Genomic DNA, 16925 nt, shown 5'->3' with positions numbered 1-16925 from the left:
TTACCACTCGGCGGCGGCTGAGTCGCGCCCGTCCTTCGTGCGGATGCTGAGTTCGAGACCGTACAGGGCGGTCAGTTCGAGCAGCTGGCTGAGCGACAGGCTTTCGGTACGCGTGGTTTCGAGCAGCGACAGTCGCGATTGGCCCACGCCGATTCGCACTGCCGCTTCGGCTTGCGTCAGGCCCTTGGCCTGACGCGCGGAAGACAGGATTTCGCCCAGTTGCGCGGGCGTATTGACGATGAAATTCACGGCTCGGATTCCTGTAGGCAATAAACGCAGTATATTCCTGACATGCATAAACGTAAATTATTCCTAACAGGCATAAACGTCAAATATGCCTATTAGACATAAAAAGCACCTTTGCACACCACCACACGGCCGCCGAACGCTCTTTCGACCCTATCACCGATCCTCACACCATAGTTTTTATCCGCTGGCGCGAATGATTTTGGCTTTGTTAGATGGATGACATTCGATCAACAGACGACAACGATCTAACATCCGATGACCTGCGCGTTCGCCCGTACCGTCGAATCCCGCTTTGCCGAGCTGACGCCGACCGCCAAGCGCATCGCGAGCTACATGCTCGCGAACCTCGACCGGCTCGGGCTCGAGACGGCCGACCAGATCGCGCAGCAGGCCGGCACGAGCGGCATCTCGGTCGGGCGCTTCCTGCGCAGCGTCGGCTACCGCAATCTCGACGACCTGAAGCGCGAGTTGCGCGGCGGCGGCGATCGCCCGTGGATGATCACCGACCGGCTCGACGAATACCGCCGCGTCGCCGGCACGCAACCGGCCGAAGGCAACGGCAACGGCAACGGCAGCGACGGCACGCTCGCGTCGTCGCTCGAACGCGAGCTCGATGCGATCCGCCACGTGTACCGGCTCGCCGAAGGCCCCGTGTTCGCGCAGGTCGCCGATCGCATCGCACATGCGGACGCCGTATTCATCCTCGGCATCCAGTCGACACGCGGGATCAGCAATGCGTTCAGCAGCTACCTCGAATACCTGCGCCCGCGCGTGTTCTATTCCGACGGCCAGTCGGGCTCGTATGTCGATTCGCTGAACTCCGAATTCGAGCGGCCGTACTGCATCGTCACCGACACGCGCGCGTATTCGCGCAGCGCGCGCCGCTATTGCCAGGCAGCCGCCGAGCGCGGGCAGCCGTTCGCGCTGGTCACCGATCTCTCTTGCCCGTGGGCGCGCGAATGGCCGGCCGACCTGCTGCAGGTGAAGACCGACGTCGGCCAGTTCTGGGATTCGCTCGCGCCGCTCACCTGCCTGTTCAACCTGCTGATCACGGCCGTCGTCGACCGCCTCGGCCCCGCGATCGACCGGCGCGTCGCGCGCAACCGCGAACTGCAGCACACGTTCGACCAATTCGAATCCTGAGCGAGCCTGAACCAACCCGAACCGCCGATGAACGACCACCGCCTCGTCGAAATCACGCCCGCCACGCATCGCGTCGACATCGATCTCGTCTACGCGACCGACCGCAACCTGACCGGCAAGCCGATCTACCGTCGCGCGCACTGCCTGCTGCTCGAGCCGGCCGAAGCCGCATTGCGCCGCGCGGTGGACGTCGCCGCGCAGGCCGGCTTCACGCTGCGCATCTACGACGCGTACCGGCCGCCGCAAGCGCAGCAGGTGCTGTGGGATTTCCTGCCCGATCCGGACTTCATCGCCGATCTCGGCCGCGGCTCGAATCACAGCCGCGGCACCGCGCTCGACCTGACGCTGGTCGGCGCGAACGGCGAGCCGCTCGACATGGGCACGGGCTTCGACGAGATGGTCGCCGCGTCCGGCCACTTCCACGCGGGGCTGCCCGAAGCCGTGCAACGCAACCGCCTGCTGCTGCTCGGCGTGATGCACGCGGCCGGCTTCGCGCACATCGACAGCGAATGGTGGCACTACGAACTGCCCGGCTCGCACGCGTTGCCGCAGATCGACAACGCGGCGAGCGGCCCGTGGCGCCTGATGTGATGCACGTCCCGTTGCCATTTTACGTTCACCCATTGCAAGTTCACCTCACGATGGAGCGCACATGAAACCCCTGACATCCCGGCTCGTCGCGGCGCTGGCCGCCGCATCCGTTCTCGCCGCCGTTCCGCTGTCCGCCGCGCACGCGGAAACGCCGAAGGACCTGTTCGTGATGGCCACGCTGCTCGACGAATTCACGACGCTCGACCCGGGCGAGATCTACGAGCTGGTGCCGGAGGAATACGTCGCGAACACGTACGACCGGCTCGTGCGCGTCGACCTGCGCGATCCGTCGAAATTCAACGGCGATGTCGCGCAATCGTGGACGGTGGGCACCGACGGGCTGACCTATACGTTCAAGCTGCGCGCCGGCCTCAAGTTCCATTCTGGCAACCCGCTGACGGCCGACGATGTCGCATGGTCGATCCAGCGCGCGGTGCTGCTCGACAAGGGCCCCGCCGCCGTGCTGACCGGCATCGGCCTCACGAAGGAGAACGTCGCGGCGAACGTGAAGAAGCTCGACGACCAGACGATATCGATCACGACCGACCGCAAATACGCGCCGACCTTCGTGCTGAACGTGCTCGGCTCGTGGCCCGCGTCGGTGCTGGACAAGAAGCTGCTGCTGTCGCACCAGCAGGGCAGCGACTTCGGCAATGCGTGGCTGAAGACCAACGAGGCCGGCTCCGGCGCATACAGGCTGGTCAAGTGGACGGCCGGCGACAGCATCGTGCTGCAGCGCTTCGACGGGTACCGGCTGCCGCTCGCGATGAAGCGCATCGTGCTGCGCCATGTGCCCGAAGCCGCGAGCCAGCGCCTGCTGCTGGAAAACGGCGACGTCGATGCGGCACGCGACCTGAGCCCCGACGATCTCGCTTCCGTCGTGAAATCCGGCAAGGCGAAGGTTTCGGCGTCGCCGCAGGCGACGCTGCTGTATCTCGGCCTGAACACGAAGAACCCGACGCTCGCGAAACCCGACGTGCAGGAAGCGCTGAAGTGGCTCGTCGACTATGCCGGCATCCAGGGCAATGTCGTGAAGACGACCTACAAGGTGCACCAGACCTTCCTGCCCGAAGGCTTCCTCGGCACGCTGAACACGAACCCGTACAAGCTCGACGTCGCGAAGGCGAAGGCGCTGCTCGCGAAGGCCGGCGTGCCAGGAGGCTTCACGGTGACGATGGACGTGCGCAACGACTATCCGTACACCGAGATCGCACAGGCCGTGCAGGCGAACTTCGCGCAGGCCGGCATCAAGGTGCAGCTGATCCCCGGCGACAACAAGCAGACGCTCGCGAAATACCGCGCACGCCAGCACGACATCTACATCGGCGAATGGTCGGCCGACTACATCGATCCGCACAGCAACGCGCAGGGCTTCGCGTGGAATCCGGACAATTCCGACAAGTCGAGCTATAAAATGCTGGCCTGGCGCAACAGCTGGGACATCCCGCAGCTAACGAAGCAGACCGACACCGCGCTCGCCGAACCGACCGCCGCGAAACGCGCGCAGCTCTATCAGGCGATGCAGAAGGACGTGCTCGCGCGCTCGCCTTTCGTGATCATGTTCGAGAAAGTCGCGCAGGTCGCGACGCGGCCCGGCGTGAGCGGGCTCGAAGTCGGGCCGATCAACGATCTCGTGTCGTACCGCAACCTGAAGAAGCAATAAGATTCGCCGCATGTCGACTCCCGCCTCCTCCCTCGAAGCACTGCGCACGCTGCCCGCGCGGCGCCCGGCCGTGCGCTGGGCACTGCGCGCGCTGCGCTGGGCGCTCACGCTCGCCGTCACGTTCGCGGGGCTGCTCGCGCTGACGTTCGTGATCGGCCGCAAGGTGCCGATCGACCCCGTGCTTGCGATCCTCGGCGACCGCGCGTCAGCCGACGCGTATGCGGCCGAACGCATCGCGCTCGGGCTCGACAAGCCGCTCGTCACGCAATTCCTGATCTACGCGCGCGACGTGCTGCACGGCAATCTCGGCATGTCGCTGCTGACGGCGAACCCCGTGCTCGACGACATCAGGCGCGTGTTCCCGGCCACGCTCGAACTGGCGACGATCGCGACGCTGATCGGCATCGCGATCGGCGTACCGCTCGGCGTCGCGGCTGCCGTGAAGCACAACCGGCCGATCGATCACATCGCGCGCTTCGTCGGGCTGATCGGCAATTCCGTGCCGGTGTTCTGGCTCGGGCTGATGGGGCTGCTGCTGTTCTATGCGCGGCTGCACTGGGTCGGCGGGCCCGGCCGGCTCGATCCCGTGTACGACGGGATGGTCGATCCACGCACGGGCAGCCTGCTGCTCGACGCGGCGCTCGCGGGCGAGTGGGACGTGTTCCGCAACGCGGTGTCGCACATCGCGCTGCCGGCCGCGATCCTCGGCTGCTACTCGGTCGCGTACCTGAGCCGCATGACGCGCTCGTTCATGCTCGACCAGTTGAGCCAGGAATACATCGTCACCGCACGCGCGAAGGGCTTGTCCGAGCGCCGCGTGATCTGGCGGCATGCGTTCGGCAACATCGCTGTGCCGCTGCTCACCGTGATCGCGCTCACGTACAGCAACCTGCTCGAAGGCTCGGTGCTGACCGAGATTGTGTTCGCGTGGCCGGGGCTCGGCTCGTACCTGACCGGCGCGCTGCTGAACGCCGACATGAACGCGGTGCTCGGCGCGACGCTCGTGATCGGCGCGATGTTCATCACCGTCAACCTGCTGACCGACGCGCTGTACCGCGTGTTCGATCCGCGTGCGCGCTGAGGGCCGTTTCGACATGACCGCTTCCACCCTGCTTCTTTCATCGCCCATGCCGAAGGCCATCCAATCATGAACGCCGAGCGCCTCACACTGCGCGCGTGGCTGCTTTCCGATGCACCCGCGTCGCGCTCGCAGGCCGCGCTCGGCCTCGCGTACCGACGCTGGCGCCGTTTCGCCACGAATCCGCTCAACCTGTTCGGGCTCGCGATCCTCGTCACGCTGATCGTCGTCGCGATCGTCGGCCCGCTGATCATGCCGCACGATCCGCTGCGCCAGGTGCTGTCCGACCGCCTGCTGCCGCCCGGCTCGCCGTCGCACTGGTTCGGCACCGACCAGCTCGGCCGCGACATCCTCTCGCGGCTGATCGCCGGCTCGCGCCTCACGCTCGGCATCGCGCTGCTCGTCGTCGTGATCGTCGTGCCGATCGGCCTGCTGATCGGCACGACGGCCGGCTATTGCGGCGGCTTCGTCGACAGCGTGCTGATGCGCATCACCGACGTCGCACTCGCGTTCCCGAAGATCGTGCTCGCGCTCGCGTTCGCGGCCGCGCTCGGGCCCGGCGTGATCAACGCGGTCGTGGCGATCTCGATCACCGCATGGCCCGCGTATGCGCGGCTCGCGCGCGCGGAGACCATCCGCATCGCGCACGCCGACTATATTCACGCCGCGCGGCTGCAGGGCGCGTCGGGCCCGCGGATCCTGCTGCGCTACATCGTGCCGCTGTGCATGTCGTCGGTGATCGTGCGCGCGACGCTCGACATGGCCGGCATCATCCTGACCGTCGCCGGCCTAGGCTTCCTCGGCCTCGGTGCGCAACCGCCGAGCCCCGAATGGGGCTTCATGGTCGCATCGGGCCGCAACGTACTGCTCGACGCATGGTGGGTCGCGACGCTGCCCGGCATCGCGATCCTGCTCGTGAGCCTCGCGTTCAACCTGCTCGGCGACGGGCTGCGCGACGTCTTCGATCCCCGTCATGGAGCGTGACATGCCGATGAATTCCGCCACCGCGCCCGCGCCGCTCTGCGAGATCGACGGGCTGAAGATCGGGTTTCGCGGGCACGACGGCGTCGTGTCCGATGCCGTGCGCGACCTGTCGCTGACGCTCGCACCCGGCGAGCGGCTCGGCATCGTCGGCGAATCGGGTTCCGGCAAGTCGCTGACGGGCCGCGCGCTGCTCGGCCTGCTGCCCGACGCCGCGCGCTGGTCGGCGCGTACGATGCGCTTCGCGGGCCACGACCTGCTCGCGATGTCGCCGCGCGAACGCCGGCGGCTGTGCGGCAGCCAGATGGGCATGATCCTGCAGGACCCGAAGTATTCGCTGAACCCGGTGATGACGGTCGCCAAGCAGATGGGCGAAGCGTTCCGCCTGCACGAGCCCGCGTTGCGCGGCCGCGCGCTGCGCGAACGGATCGTCGACGCGCTCGCGGCCGTGCAGATCCGCGACCCGGCGCGCGTCGCCGATGCGTATCCGCACGAGTTGTCGGGCGGCATGGGCCAGCGCGTGATGATCGCGATGATGGTGTCGACCGGCCCGCGCCTGCTGATCGCCGACGAACCGACGTCCGCGCTCGACGTCGCGGTCTCGATGCAGGTGCTCGCGGTGCTCGACGCGATGATCGCGCAGCACGGTACGGGCCTGATGTTCATCAGCCACGACCTGCCGCTCGTGATGTCGTTCTGCGATCGCGTCGCGGTGATGTACGCGGGCCGTGTGGTCGAAACCTGCGCCGCGCGCGACCTGCTCGACGCGTCTCATCCCTATACGCGCGGGCTGCTCGCGGCGAACCCGCCGCTCGCGAACCCGCCGGACGAACTGCCCGTGCTGCGGCGCGATCCGGCCTGGCTCGATCCCGCGCCGCCTTCAATCCCGCCCGCCGACCGACAGGAGGCTGCACGATGATCGACGTCGATCACGCATCGATCCGTTTCCCGACCCGCACGGGTCACGTCGACGCCGTACGCGACGCAAGCTTTGCGGTGCGCGACGGCGAAGTGTTCGGGCTCGTCGGCGAATCGGGCTCCGGCAAGTCGACGCTGCTGCGCGCGCTGACGGGCCTCGTGCCGCTCGCGGCCGGCAGCCTGTCGATCGACGGCCGGCCGGTCGGCGGCACGCCCGACCGTGCGTTCCGCCGCCACGTGCAGATGGTGTTCCAGGATCCGTACGCATCGCTGCATCCGCGCTTCACGGTCGACCAGACGCTGCGCGAGCCGCTGTCGATCCAAGCAATCGGCGACGCCGATGCACGCATTGCCCGTGCGCTGGCCGAGGTCGGCCTCGGTCCCGCGTTCCGCTTCCGCTATCCGCACCAGTTGTCGGGCGGCCAGCGGCAGCGCGTCGCGATCGCACGCGCGCTGATCGTCGAGCCGCGCGTGCTGCTGCTCGACGAACCGACGTCCGCGCTCGACGTGTCGGTGCAGGCCGAGATCCTGAACCTGCTGCGCCGCCTGCACCGCGAACGCAACCTGACGATGATCCTCGTCAGCCACAACCTCGCGGTGATCGGCTTCCTGTGCCAGCGCGTCGCCGTGATGCAGCATGGCGAGATCGTCGAGCAGCTTCGGGTCGAGGACGTGCGCGCCGGGCAGGTCGCGCGCGACTACACGCGCACGCTGCTGCAAGCGACCGAAGGCTACCGCCGTCTCGCCCCGGTCACCGGCGCGCCGGCTGCCTGACATCTGCGCGACGCGACGGCATGCGATACTCCGCACACCACGCGCCGGCTTGCCGCCGCATGGAACGCTTGTGCGACGCACGGGTCAATTTCCTTTCGTCAACAGCTCAACAGCAATAGGGAGGCGTTCATGCTGCAATTCATCGAAACCCTGGTCGTCGGGCTCATCGTCGGCCTCCTCGCCCGCGCGCTCAAGCCCGGCGACGACAAGATGGGCATCCTGATGACGGCCGTACTCGGCGTCGTCGGCGCGCTGGTCGCCGGCTACGTCGGCCGCGCCGCTGGCTGGTATGCGCCGGGCCAGGGTGCGGGCTGGATCGCATCGATCATCGGCGCGATCGTGCTGCTGGTGATCGTCGGCGCGGTGCGCAAGCGCATGGCCTGATCGCGCCGCCACACCGCACCACGCAAAACGGCCGCTCGGGATCACGAGCGGCCGTTTTCTTTTGGCGAACAACGATTCGCGCTACTACCGATTCGTTGATTCCGCAACGATTCACCCGCGAAAAACGGCGTCCACCGGCGACCGTCCCTCTGGTTTACTACACCGGCATTACCCGAGCTTGCGGCCGCTCAATTTTGAGATAAATTGATTGAAGGAATACGCCGCCGTTTGCTTATTCCCGTTATTTCCGTTTTTTTCACTCAAGAGGTCCGATGGATTTGCCGTTTACGCAGTCAGCATCGCGGCGTTAACGGACTGCCACCCGAGCGGCCCCGCTGCGACGCGCTTCCTCTCTGGAGCCTGTCATGAAGCATCACCTGTTCGCCGCCTCGTTCGCCCTGGCTGCCTCGCTTCTGGCCACGTCCTCGTCCTTTGCCGCCGGCGCGTCCGGCATCATCCACTTCTCCGGCATGCTCGTCGAGCCGCCCTGCTCGTTCGCGCTCGATACGCCCAACGCCGCGCCCGCTCGCGTACGCGCCGACTGCCCGCGCCCGGCGACCGGCCAGATCGCGTTCGTCGACGCGGCGAGCATGCAGGCCGTCAAGACCACGACCTTTACTCAGGCCTCGCGCGCAATCGTTTTACCGAACCGTCCGGGCAACAATCTCGCGCCGATGATCGCCGTCGTGACCTACCAGTAACACCGGCCGCCCGTGCGGCGCGCGGCGGGTCCGACGCGCCGCGCGTCAGTCGCGATGGCGCGCGATCCAGTCGCTGAACGCGCGGATCTTCTGCTGGTTGCCGATGTTCTCGGGATAAACGAAGAAGTAGCGTGCGCCGGTCTCGAGCACGATGTCGAACGGCCGTTCGAGCCGGCGCGCGCTGACGTCGTCGTCGACGAGCGTCACGTCGCCGATCGCGACGCCGAAGCCCTGCATCGCCGCGTTCGTCGCGAGATCGAGCGTGTCGAAGGTCGGCCCGCGCGCGGGATCGACGCCGCGCTCGCCCGCATGATCGAGCCATGCACGCCAGTCGCGATGGTCGCGGGTCGGATGCAGCAGCGTATGGCGCGCGAGATCGCCCACCGCTTCGAGCGGCGACGCCTGCCGCAACTCCGGTGCGCACACCGGCGTCAGCCGTTCGTCGAACAGCGGCAGCGCGAATACACCCGCGCCCGGCGACGTACCGTAGACGATTGCCGCATCGAACGGCTCGATCGAGAAATCGACGACGTGCTGCCACGCGGTCGTGATCTGAACATGGAGATCGGGATGCTCGCCCTGGAAGCGCATGATGCGCGGCAGCATCCATCGAATCACGCAGGTCGGCACCTTCAGCGCGAGATCGGTGCGCTGACGCGTGAGCTTCATCGAGATGTCCTCGATCCGCGCGAAGCTCTCGTTGACCACCGGCAGCAGCTGCTCGCCCTCCGCCGTCAGCGTGAGGCCCTTCGCATGGCGCTTGAACAGCGGAAAGCCGTAATGCGCCTCGAGCGTCTGGATCTGCCGGCTCACCGCGCCCTGCGTGATGCATAGCTGCTCGGCCGCGCGCGTGAAGCTGCGGTGGCGAGCCACCGTCGAGAAGATCTGCAGCGCGTGCAGGGGCGGAAGTCGGCGCATGGAGAGGCACAGGAAACGGAAGGACCGCGCGCCGACGCCGGCGCGCGCTGACCGACACGATAAGCCAAACGCCGGCTTTGCGCGAGGCGCGCGACGCTCAGGCCGTCGCGGCGAGTGCGCCCGCCGCGATGCGCGCCGCCGATGCGACGACGTCCGCGCGGGCCGCGGCGTCGGCCTGCGGCTGCGTGAACGACACGGCCATCACGAGCGGCGCGCGTGACGGCGGCCACAGCACCGCAACGTCGGTGGTCGTGCCGTAACCGCCCGTACCGGCCTTGTCCGCGACGCGCCAGCCGGGTGGCACGCCCGCCGCGATGCCGGTCGCGCCGCGCGCGCCGCCGGCCATCCATTCCGTCAGCTGCGCGCGCTGCGGTTCGTGCAGCGTGTCGCCGAGCAGCAGCCGCTGCAGCGTGTCGACCATCGCGACCGGTGTCGACGTGTCGCGTTCGTCATTCGGCGCGACCTTGTTCAGTTCGGGTTCCCAGTGATCGAGGCGGAACGTCGTGTCGCCGCTCTCGCGTGCGAACGACGTGACGGCCTGCGGGCCGCCGAGCACGCCCATCAGCAGGTTGCCCGCCCCCTTGTCGCCCGAGCGCAGCATCGCCTCGCAAAGCTGCGCGATCGTCATGCCCGTGTCGACATGGCTTTCCGTGATCGGCGAACCCGACACGACTTCGTAGCGGCGGTACAGGATGCGGCGCGGCAGCAGCGACGCGTCGAGCGCGCCGCGCGCGAGTATCGCGCCGGCGGCGACGACCGCATACGTGCCGCACAGAGGAAAGCGCTCGCGCGCGTGGTGGGCGATGCGCACGCCGTTCGACGTATCGAGCGCGGCGACGCCGAGCCGGCCGTTCGACGCTTTCTCGAGTGCGGCGAGTTCGGCTTGCGCGGCGTGGGCGCGCCCCTGGTCGGCAACCGGCGCGGACGTGCACGCGGCGACGAACGGCGCGGCAACGGCGGCAAGCAACAGCGACCGGCGTGTCGGAGAGTGTTCCATGGATGAGTAGTGTTCTGTCGGAAACGATGGCACGAAGCAACGCGAGCGCGCATCGGCGATGCACGCCCGTTCACGCCGACGGCCGCCCGCGACGGGCATTTGTCGCCGCATCCCCGAACCATGCCCGTCGGCCCCGCGCGAAGCGCGGGATTCGCAAACAGCCCCTAGCCTAGCAGCGACAGTCGTCGCGTTCCAGCGGAACCGCCCGGCTTCATCCTTGCGAAGAAGGCAGGTACGGCATCGGATTCACCGGCTTGCCGTCGCGCCGCACCTCGAACAGCAGCGCGACGCGCGAGTTGTCGAGGTCGCCCATCTCGGCGATCTCGTCGCCCTGGCGCACGATGTCGCCCGTCTTCACGAGCAGCTTGCGGTTATGCGCGTAGGCGGTCAGGAAATCCGCGTTGTGCTGGACGATGATCAGGCTACCGTAATCGTTCAGGCCGGTGCCCGCGTACATCACGCGGCCGTCGGCCGCCGCGCGAACCGGGTCGCCCGGCCGGCCGGCGATCTGGATGCCGCGGGTCTGCCCCGGCCGGAACCCGTCGACGATCTTGCCGTTTGCGGGCCACTTGAGCGCGACACCGCCCGCATGCCGCTTCGTTTCCTTGACGACCTGACGGTCGCTCGCCGTCGATGCCGTGGCCTGTGCCGTTGCCCGATTACCGGCCACCGCATCGCTCGCGGCGGCCTGCGCGCCGGCCACGCCCGACGGCGGCAGCGGCTGCTGCCTGACGATGCGCAGCACCTGCCCCTTGCGCAGCTTGCCGTTCGCGCCCAGCTTGTTCCAGGTGCGCAGGTCGGCAACGCTGCAGTTGTTCGCGGACGCGATGCCCGTCAGCGTGTCACCTCGTTTCACGACGTACTTTTGCGCGACGAGAATCGGCGCCGGCGGCAGCGTGGTGGACGTGGCGGCCGACGGCCCGGCGGCGGGCTGGCTCGACGGCGACGGCTGTCCCGCCAGCGTGTCGCTCGGCGGAACGGACTGCGTATTTGCACAACCGGCCATGACGAGCACGGCGGCCAGGCCCGACAGCCACGCCGCGTTGCGGCAAATCTCGCGCGTTTTCATGGACGATTCAACTCCGATTTGACAATCTTTCAAGCATCTCAAAAACGGAACGGCCGACGTGTAACCGGATGCAAACAATGATGACAAACGATCACGACCCGGGCGCCGGCCGGCATTCGCTACCGGTAATACGGTCCGATCCCGAAAAACTTGATGGCCTTTTCGCTTGAAAACGGAAGAATTTTCGTCTCAGGAGACTATGGCAGATTGATTTCGATAGGGGCGTGCCGCCGCGCTCAACGTAACCAAGCGACGAGTTCGGAACAGGCCCACGCGATGCCGATGCACAGGAACAACACATGCAACGCGATCTTGAACGACACGCCCCACGACGAATCGATCCGCATGACTGGCTCCCCGGTATTGAGATGGGGCCATGATCGGGCATCGATCGTGCCCCGAAAATGCGGAACCGGCGAATCGGGTCTCAGGCTGCGCCTGAGACCGGCGCTGCGGTTCCTGCTAACTTATCGGCCATTCCAACGATATCGCTCCCCGCCCATCATGCGCTTCGACCTGACCGACCTGCGGCTCTTCCTGAACATCTGCGAGGCCGGCACGATCACGAGCGGCGCCGAACGCACGCACATCACGCTGCAGGCCGCAAGCGAGCGGATCCGCGGCATGGAGGACGAGCTCGGCGTGCCGCTGCTGCACCGGACCAAGTCGGGCGCGCAGGCGACCGACGCCGGCCGCGCGCTCGAACACCACGCGCGCACGGTGCTGCAGCAGATCGACCACATGCGCGGCGAACTGCAGCAATACGGACAGGGGCTGCGCGGCCATATCCGGCTGCTGTGCAACACGGCGTCGCTGAGCGAGTACCTGCCCGACGCGCTGGCCGATTACCTGCCGCATCATCCGAAGCTGTCGATCAGCGTCGAGGAGCGATCGAGCCAGGAGATCGTGCATGCGATCCGCAACAAGACGGCCGAGGTCGGCATCGTTGCCGATTCGGTCGGGCTCGGCGGGCTCGAACAGAAACCGTTCCGCGAAGACTGGCTGATCGTCGTCGCGCCGGCCGCGCATCCGCTCGCGTCGCTCGACAAGGTTGCGTTCGACACGATCGCCGACGCCGACTTCATCGGCCTCACCGACGGCAGCGCGCTGCAGGTGCACCTGGCCGACCAGGCGCGCGCGCTCGGCAAGCGGATCCGCTATCGCGTTCAACTGAAGAGCTTCGATGCGATCTGCCGCGTGATCGCGAGCGGCGTGGGCATCGGCATCGTGTCGCGGCACGCGGCCGAGCGTGCGATGCAGACGCTGGACGTACGGCTCGTCGAGCTGGCCGATCCGTGGAGCCACCGGAAGCTGACGCTCTGCGCGCGATCGTTCGATGCGCTGCCGAAGTACACGCGGGAGTTCGTTGCATTCTTGTCCGGCGAATCAGCGCCGCGGTGACGCGCGCCGCATTCGCCCCCCATCGACACACGGAGGCACGGCCATGACCGACACCGATCTCGCCACCCGCTACCGCGCGTATATCGACTGCCTGAACCGGCAGGACTGGCCGTCACTCGGCCGGTATGTCGACGACAACGTGATCCACAACGACCGGCCGCTCGGCCTCGCCGGTTACCGCGCGATGCTGGAGCAGGACTTTCGCGACATTCCCGATCTCCGTTTCGACATCCGGCTGCTCGCGTGCGAGCCGCCTCGCGTCGCGAGCCGACTTCGCTTCGCGTGTTCGCCGAAAGGGACGTTCATGGGGCTCGCCGTCGACGGCAGGAGGGTCACGTTCGCCGAGAACGTGTTCTACGAATTCCACGACGGCAAGATCCGCCAGGTCTGGTCGGTGATCGACAAGGCGGCGATCGAGGCTCAGCTTTAGCAGCGCCGGCGCATCCGGGCACCCGACGTGATCGATGAGCCGATGCCAGGCTTGATTCGTTTCGATCCTTATGGATAACGTTTTCTCTCAAATGTGATCAAACGCGGATCGCAGGAACGCGCGCCCTCCTGCCGCTTCCACGTCGGTCTCCTGCGCTGCATCCAATCAACTTCGGAAAATTCCCCGCAATTTCCGTGTAATTTCGATCTCACCCGACACCCCTCTCCCTTCCCACTATTCGGGTTTCTACCGGCGCCTCCGGCATCAAAGTTCATTGACATCATGCCGTTCGATGCCTAAATTTGGAAAACGTTTTCCAACGCATCAGCGCGACGCCGCCCTCGGCCCGCGCAGGGGGAACGCTTGCCCGCTCGAGTTGTGATTGAGGCCATCCGTCGTCAGGGATCAGGGTTGCAAGGCGGAGGTCAGGTACGGGCGTCGAGCGCGGCAACGGACATACCTGCCCGTCCTTCATCACTATTCAAACTGGAGACACAATGCATCCGCGCAGCAGATTCGCGCTCGGCACCGCGCTCAGCGCCCTTTCCGTCCTGTTCGTCAGCGCATGCGGCGGCAGCGACGTGACCGACACGCCGCCGCAGTCGCCCCCGTCTTCGACACCCGCGCTCGCGGCGAACTCGCTGCAGGCGCTCGTCTACGGCGCGCCCGACACCAGCGTACCGGCCGGCACGACCATTCCCGTCACGATGATGGGCCAGATGCGCGCGCTGTTCGACCTGATCCGGAAATCGCCCGACTTCACGCAGGTCGTGATGGATCTCGGCGACGGCACGCCGGTGCACGTGCTCGATACGAACACCGGCGACAAATTCCTGCCCGGCAAGCTCGCGCTCGGCCTGTCGTACATCCTGATCGACATGAAGTCGAAGGGCGACCCGCAATACGCGAGCTACCTCGCGACGTATCAGACGATCACGACCGCGATGATGGCGCAGTCGGGCGGCAACTACGCGTATGCGAATACGTCGTGGGGCGAGTACTACTACCTCGTCGCGCTGAACAACCTGAAGGCGCACGGGATGCTCAACGAAGTCTTCAGCGACGCGATGCTCGCGACGCTGCAGCAGCGGCTCACCTTCTGCGACATGTTCGGACCCGACGCGAGCGGCAAGACCAGTACGTGCCCGGCGGCCGGTACGCCGATCGACATCGCGTCGCTCAACACCGCGCAGAACTACTATGCGGTGTCCTACGGAATCGCCGGGCTGCGGCAGAAGCTCGGCTGGAGCAGCCCGTCGTTCGCGTCGGCGACCGATCCGTCCGTCGCGACGATGGGCGCGCGTGATGCGCTGCTGTATACGCTCGCGAACCACATCCGCAAGGATTCGTCGGGCGGATTCTCGGACGAAGCGTCGAACACGCACACGACCTATTACGACCAGGCGCGCTTCGACCGCTACAGCACGCTGCTGATCGGCGAAGTGGTCGAGCGCACGTTCGAGATGGGTAACGAAGCGAACCTCACGCCGGAACTGAAGGGCTATCTGCGCAAGTCGGTCGACCTGATCCTGCCGCAGCTGAACACCGACGGCCAGGGCTTCAACTACGGCCGCTCGATCGGCCCGTACGGCGATTCCGCGTTCATGGAAGTGCTGACGGCCGCGGCCAATGCCGGCGTGCTGTCCGACCAGGAGAAGCAGGTCGCGTATGCATTCATCTACCGGGCCGCGCATCGCTTCGACACCTACTGGTACGACCCGTCGCTGCCGACGCCTTCGGTGAACATGTGGGTCAAGGGCCGCGGCACCGACACGTATCGCGGCAAGCCGCGCGTGATGGGCGAAAACTTCAGCCTGCTGCACCAGTACCTGTACGTGAACGCGTGGTGGAACAAGCTCGGCTTCGGCGGCAAGGCGCCGATGGCGGATGCGGACTACGACGCGTGGCTCGACGCGCTGCCGCGCTACACGCTCACCTGGTACAACCAGCCCGGCGACACCGCGCATCCGTACAGCGCTGCGCTGGTGACCGTGCGCGACGGCCGGCGCGTGATCAACCTGAACCTCAGCCAGGCGCCCGACTACAACTCGTTCACGCCGTACTACCCGGTGCCGTTCTCCGACAAGCTGATCTACGGCACGACCGATCTCGGCTATGCGCTGCTGGTGCCGCAGGTGTCGTACAACGGGAAGACCTACATTCCCGTCACGTATTACAAGCACCTCAACGTGCAGCAGGCCAACGGCCAGGTGATCGTGTCGTTCGATACGACGAAATTCCGTCTCGCGTCGAAGAACGCCGCATACACGACGGATCTCGACCTGCAGGTGCATACGGTGCTGACGTTCGCGCACGGCACGGTCGCGCGCAGCGACACGCTGAGTTCCGGCACGCTCGCCGGCAACCTGTCGGTCGAGACGGACTTCACGTCGTTCGCGGATTTCGCGTCCACGCACGCCAACGGCGACGGCGTATCGGTGGCATACGCGAACAGCGCTGCGACCGGCTACGCGGCATCCGGGTTCGACAACTGCGCGCTGTCCGCCTTCGACACGGCGAACGGCGCGACGAATCCGCTGTCGACGACGCCGATCGGCCAGTTGCATTCGAACTTCGCGTGCACGACGAAGCCGTTTGCGCTCGGCGCGGGCGCGACCCGCACGCTCGGTTGGACGCTGAAATACGCCGATCCGGCCTGAGCGGTGCGACCGCCGTCCTGCGACAGTTCCCGAAGCCGGCAGCAGAAGCCGGTCTCGGGATGTTTCGGGACGGCGGGCATCACGCTCCGCTGCGATACCCGCTTATAGCCACCCCGTGGCGGCCATGTATGCACCGAGCGCAATCAGCCCGACGAAGAAGCAGCGCCTGAACGCCTGCTCGCTCATCACGCGCCGCGCGTATTGCCCGCCTGCCATTCCGGCCAGCGCCGGCACGAGTGCGAGCGCCGACACGCCGAGCTCGACCGTCTGCAGCGCACCCGTCACCCGCAACTGCAGGCCGAGCGCGATCGTCGATGCGGTAAACGACATCCCGAGCGCCTGGATCAGGTCGTCCTTCGACAGCCGCAGCGCCTGCAGGTACGGCACGGCCGGCACGACGAACACGCCGGTCGCGGCCGTCACGACGCCCGTCAGGTAGCCGACCACGGCTGACAGCCAGGTTTCGTGACGCCCCGGCGCGGGCAGCCGCGCGGCGGCCAGCCCCCACAGCCCATAGGCGATCAGCACCACGCCCAACGCCGCATGCGTCCACGTGCTGCCGGCCGTGAGCGCGGGCAGTCCGCCCGTCAGCGTGCCGATCGCGAGACCGGCGAGCAGCGGCCACAGGCGACGCAGCAGCGGCCCGATCGACGGGCCGAGCCACAACTGCCACACATTGGTGATGAACGACGGCACGAGCAGCAGGCTCGCCGCGGCCGACGGCGGCATCGCGAGCGTCAGCAGCCCCATTGCGATCGTCGGCAGCCCGAGCCCGATCATTCCCTTCACCGCGCCGGCCAGCAGGAAAACCAGCACGATGATCGTCAGCGTATGAATTTGCATGGGGGTCGTTCCGTCCGGTCGGGTTGAATACGGCGTCGATGGTGAACCGCCGTCAGCCCGCCCGCCATCTGGTTTTGCCTGAGGCTGGCTAGGGTCCGTCGGGCGGGCCTGTCAGGCCCTCCGTT

The 16925-nt window shown here is 66.8% G+C and carries 17 protein-coding genes; 12 read left to right on the top strand and 5 right to left on the bottom strand.

Annotated features, from left to right (window positions below):
- Entirely contained in the window at nt 1-249 is a 249-nt protein-coding gene (locus DM992_RS31715) for a helix-turn-helix transcriptional regulator (protein ID WP_111020062.1), read from the bottom strand.
- A gap of 255 nt (nt 250-504) precedes the next feature.
- Here DM992_RS31715 and DM992_RS31710 point away from each other — a divergent pair, with 255 nt between their 5' ends.
- From DM992_RS31710 to DM992_RS31670, 9 genes are all read left to right on the top strand, one after another.
- On the top strand, nt 505-1392 hold the full coding sequence (locus DM992_RS31710) for a MurR/RpiR family transcriptional regulator (protein WP_111020061.1): 888 nt from the start codon (nt 505-507) through the stop codon (nt 1390-1392).
- A gap of 27 nt (nt 1393-1419) precedes the next feature.
- Nucleotides 1420-1983 (top strand): D-alanyl-D-alanine dipeptidase, encoded by a 564-nt coding sequence (gene ddpX / locus DM992_RS31705; RefSeq protein ID WP_111020060.1) that lies wholly within the window; start codon nt 1420-1422, stop codon nt 1981-1983.
- Between the two features lie 61 nt (nt 1984-2044).
- Complete coding sequence (locus DM992_RS31700) at nt 2045-3646, top strand: ABC transporter substrate-binding protein (RefSeq protein WP_111020059.1); 1602 nt, start codon at nt 2045-2047, stop codon at nt 3644-3646.
- Nucleotides 3647-3656: 10 nt separating this feature from the next.
- The gene (locus DM992_RS31695; protein WP_111020058.1) at nt 3657-4727 is read left to right on the top strand and encodes an ABC transporter permease; all 1071 of its coding nucleotides are present in this window, start codon (nt 3657-3659) and stop codon (nt 4725-4727) included.
- A gap of 66 nt (nt 4728-4793) precedes the next feature.
- Nucleotides 4794-5708, top strand: coding sequence for a nickel transporter permease (nikC, locus tag DM992_RS31690; protein WP_111020057.1), 915 nt, complete (start codon nt 4794-4796; stop codon nt 5706-5708).
- A gap of 1 nt (nt 5709) precedes the next feature.
- Nucleotides 5710-6624, top strand: a complete 915-nt coding sequence (locus tag DM992_RS31685) for an ABC transporter ATP-binding protein (RefSeq protein WP_111020056.1) — start codon at nt 5710-5712, stop codon at nt 6622-6624.
- Complete coding sequence (locus DM992_RS31680; RefSeq protein ID WP_111020055.1) at nt 6621-7397, top strand: ABC transporter ATP-binding protein; 777 nt, start codon at nt 6621-6623, stop codon at nt 7395-7397. Before DM992_RS31685 ends, DM992_RS31680 begins: the two co-directional genes overlap by 4 nt.
- A 129-nt stretch (nt 7398-7526) precedes the next feature.
- The gene (locus DM992_RS31675) at nt 7527-7781 is read left to right on the top strand and encodes a GlsB/YeaQ/YmgE family stress response membrane protein (protein WP_034180284.1); all 255 of its coding nucleotides are present in this window, start codon (nt 7527-7529) and stop codon (nt 7779-7781) included.
- Nucleotides 7782-8146: 365 nt separating this feature from the next.
- Nucleotides 8147-8482: a type 1 fimbrial protein gene (locus tag DM992_RS31670; RefSeq protein WP_111020054.1), complete on the top strand. Its 336-nt coding sequence runs from the start codon at nt 8147-8149 to the stop codon at nt 8480-8482.
- 45 nt (nt 8483-8527) lie between these two features.
- Here DM992_RS31670 and DM992_RS31665 read toward each other — a convergent pair whose 3' ends face one another.
- The 3 genes from DM992_RS31665 to DM992_RS31655 all read right to left on the bottom strand — a co-directional run bounded on the left by DM992_RS31665 (nt 8528) and on the right by DM992_RS31655 (nt 11466).
- Nucleotides 8528-9400 (bottom strand): LysR substrate-binding domain-containing protein, encoded by an 873-nt coding sequence (locus tag DM992_RS31665; protein ID WP_111020053.1) that lies wholly within the window; start codon nt 9398-9400, stop codon nt 8528-8530.
- A 97-nt stretch (nt 9401-9497) separates the two neighbouring features.
- On the bottom strand, nt 9498-10397 hold the full coding sequence (gene bla, locus DM992_RS31660; protein WP_111020052.1) for a class A beta-lactamase: 900 nt from the start codon (nt 10395-10397) through the stop codon (nt 9498-9500).
- A gap of 211 nt (nt 10398-10608) precedes the next feature.
- Nucleotides 10609-11466 (bottom strand): peptidoglycan DD-metalloendopeptidase family protein, encoded by an 858-nt coding sequence (locus tag DM992_RS31655; RefSeq protein ID WP_111020051.1) that lies wholly within the window; start codon nt 11464-11466, stop codon nt 10609-10611.
- A 504-nt stretch (nt 11467-11970) separates the two neighbouring features.
- Between DM992_RS31655 and DM992_RS31650 the strand changes: the two genes are divergently transcribed.
- The 3 genes from DM992_RS31650 (at nt 11971) to DM992_RS31640 (ending at nt 15957) form a co-directional block, all read left to right on the top strand.
- On the top strand, nt 11971-12867 hold the full coding sequence (locus DM992_RS31650; protein ID WP_111020050.1) for a LysR family transcriptional regulator: 897 nt from the start codon (nt 11971-11973) through the stop codon (nt 12865-12867).
- Nucleotides 12868-12910: 43 nt separating this feature from the next.
- A complete protein-coding gene (locus tag DM992_RS31645; RefSeq protein WP_111020049.1) occupies nt 12911-13297 on the top strand; it encodes an ester cyclase in 387 nt (128 codons plus the stop codon).
- 497 nt (nt 13298-13794) lie between these two features.
- Nucleotides 13795-15957, top strand: coding sequence for a hypothetical protein (locus tag DM992_RS31640; protein WP_111020048.1), 2163 nt, complete (start codon nt 13795-13797; stop codon nt 15955-15957).
- Between the two features lie 102 nt (nt 15958-16059).
- Here DM992_RS31640 and DM992_RS31635 read toward each other — a convergent pair whose 3' ends face one another.
- Nucleotides 16060-16800, bottom strand: a complete 741-nt coding sequence (locus tag DM992_RS31635; RefSeq protein WP_111020047.1) for a sulfite exporter TauE/SafE family protein — start codon at nt 16798-16800, stop codon at nt 16060-16062.
- Between the last annotated feature and the right edge of the window lie 125 nt (nt 16801-16925).

This window comes from Burkholderia sp. JP2-270, assembly GCF_003233675.1.
GTDB classification, from domain to species: Bacteria; Pseudomonadota; Gammaproteobacteria; order Burkholderiales; family Burkholderiaceae; genus Burkholderia; species Burkholderia pyrrocinia_C.
Note: the sequence above shows the minus strand (reverse complement) of the source record. Positions and strands in the feature narration are given on the sequence as shown.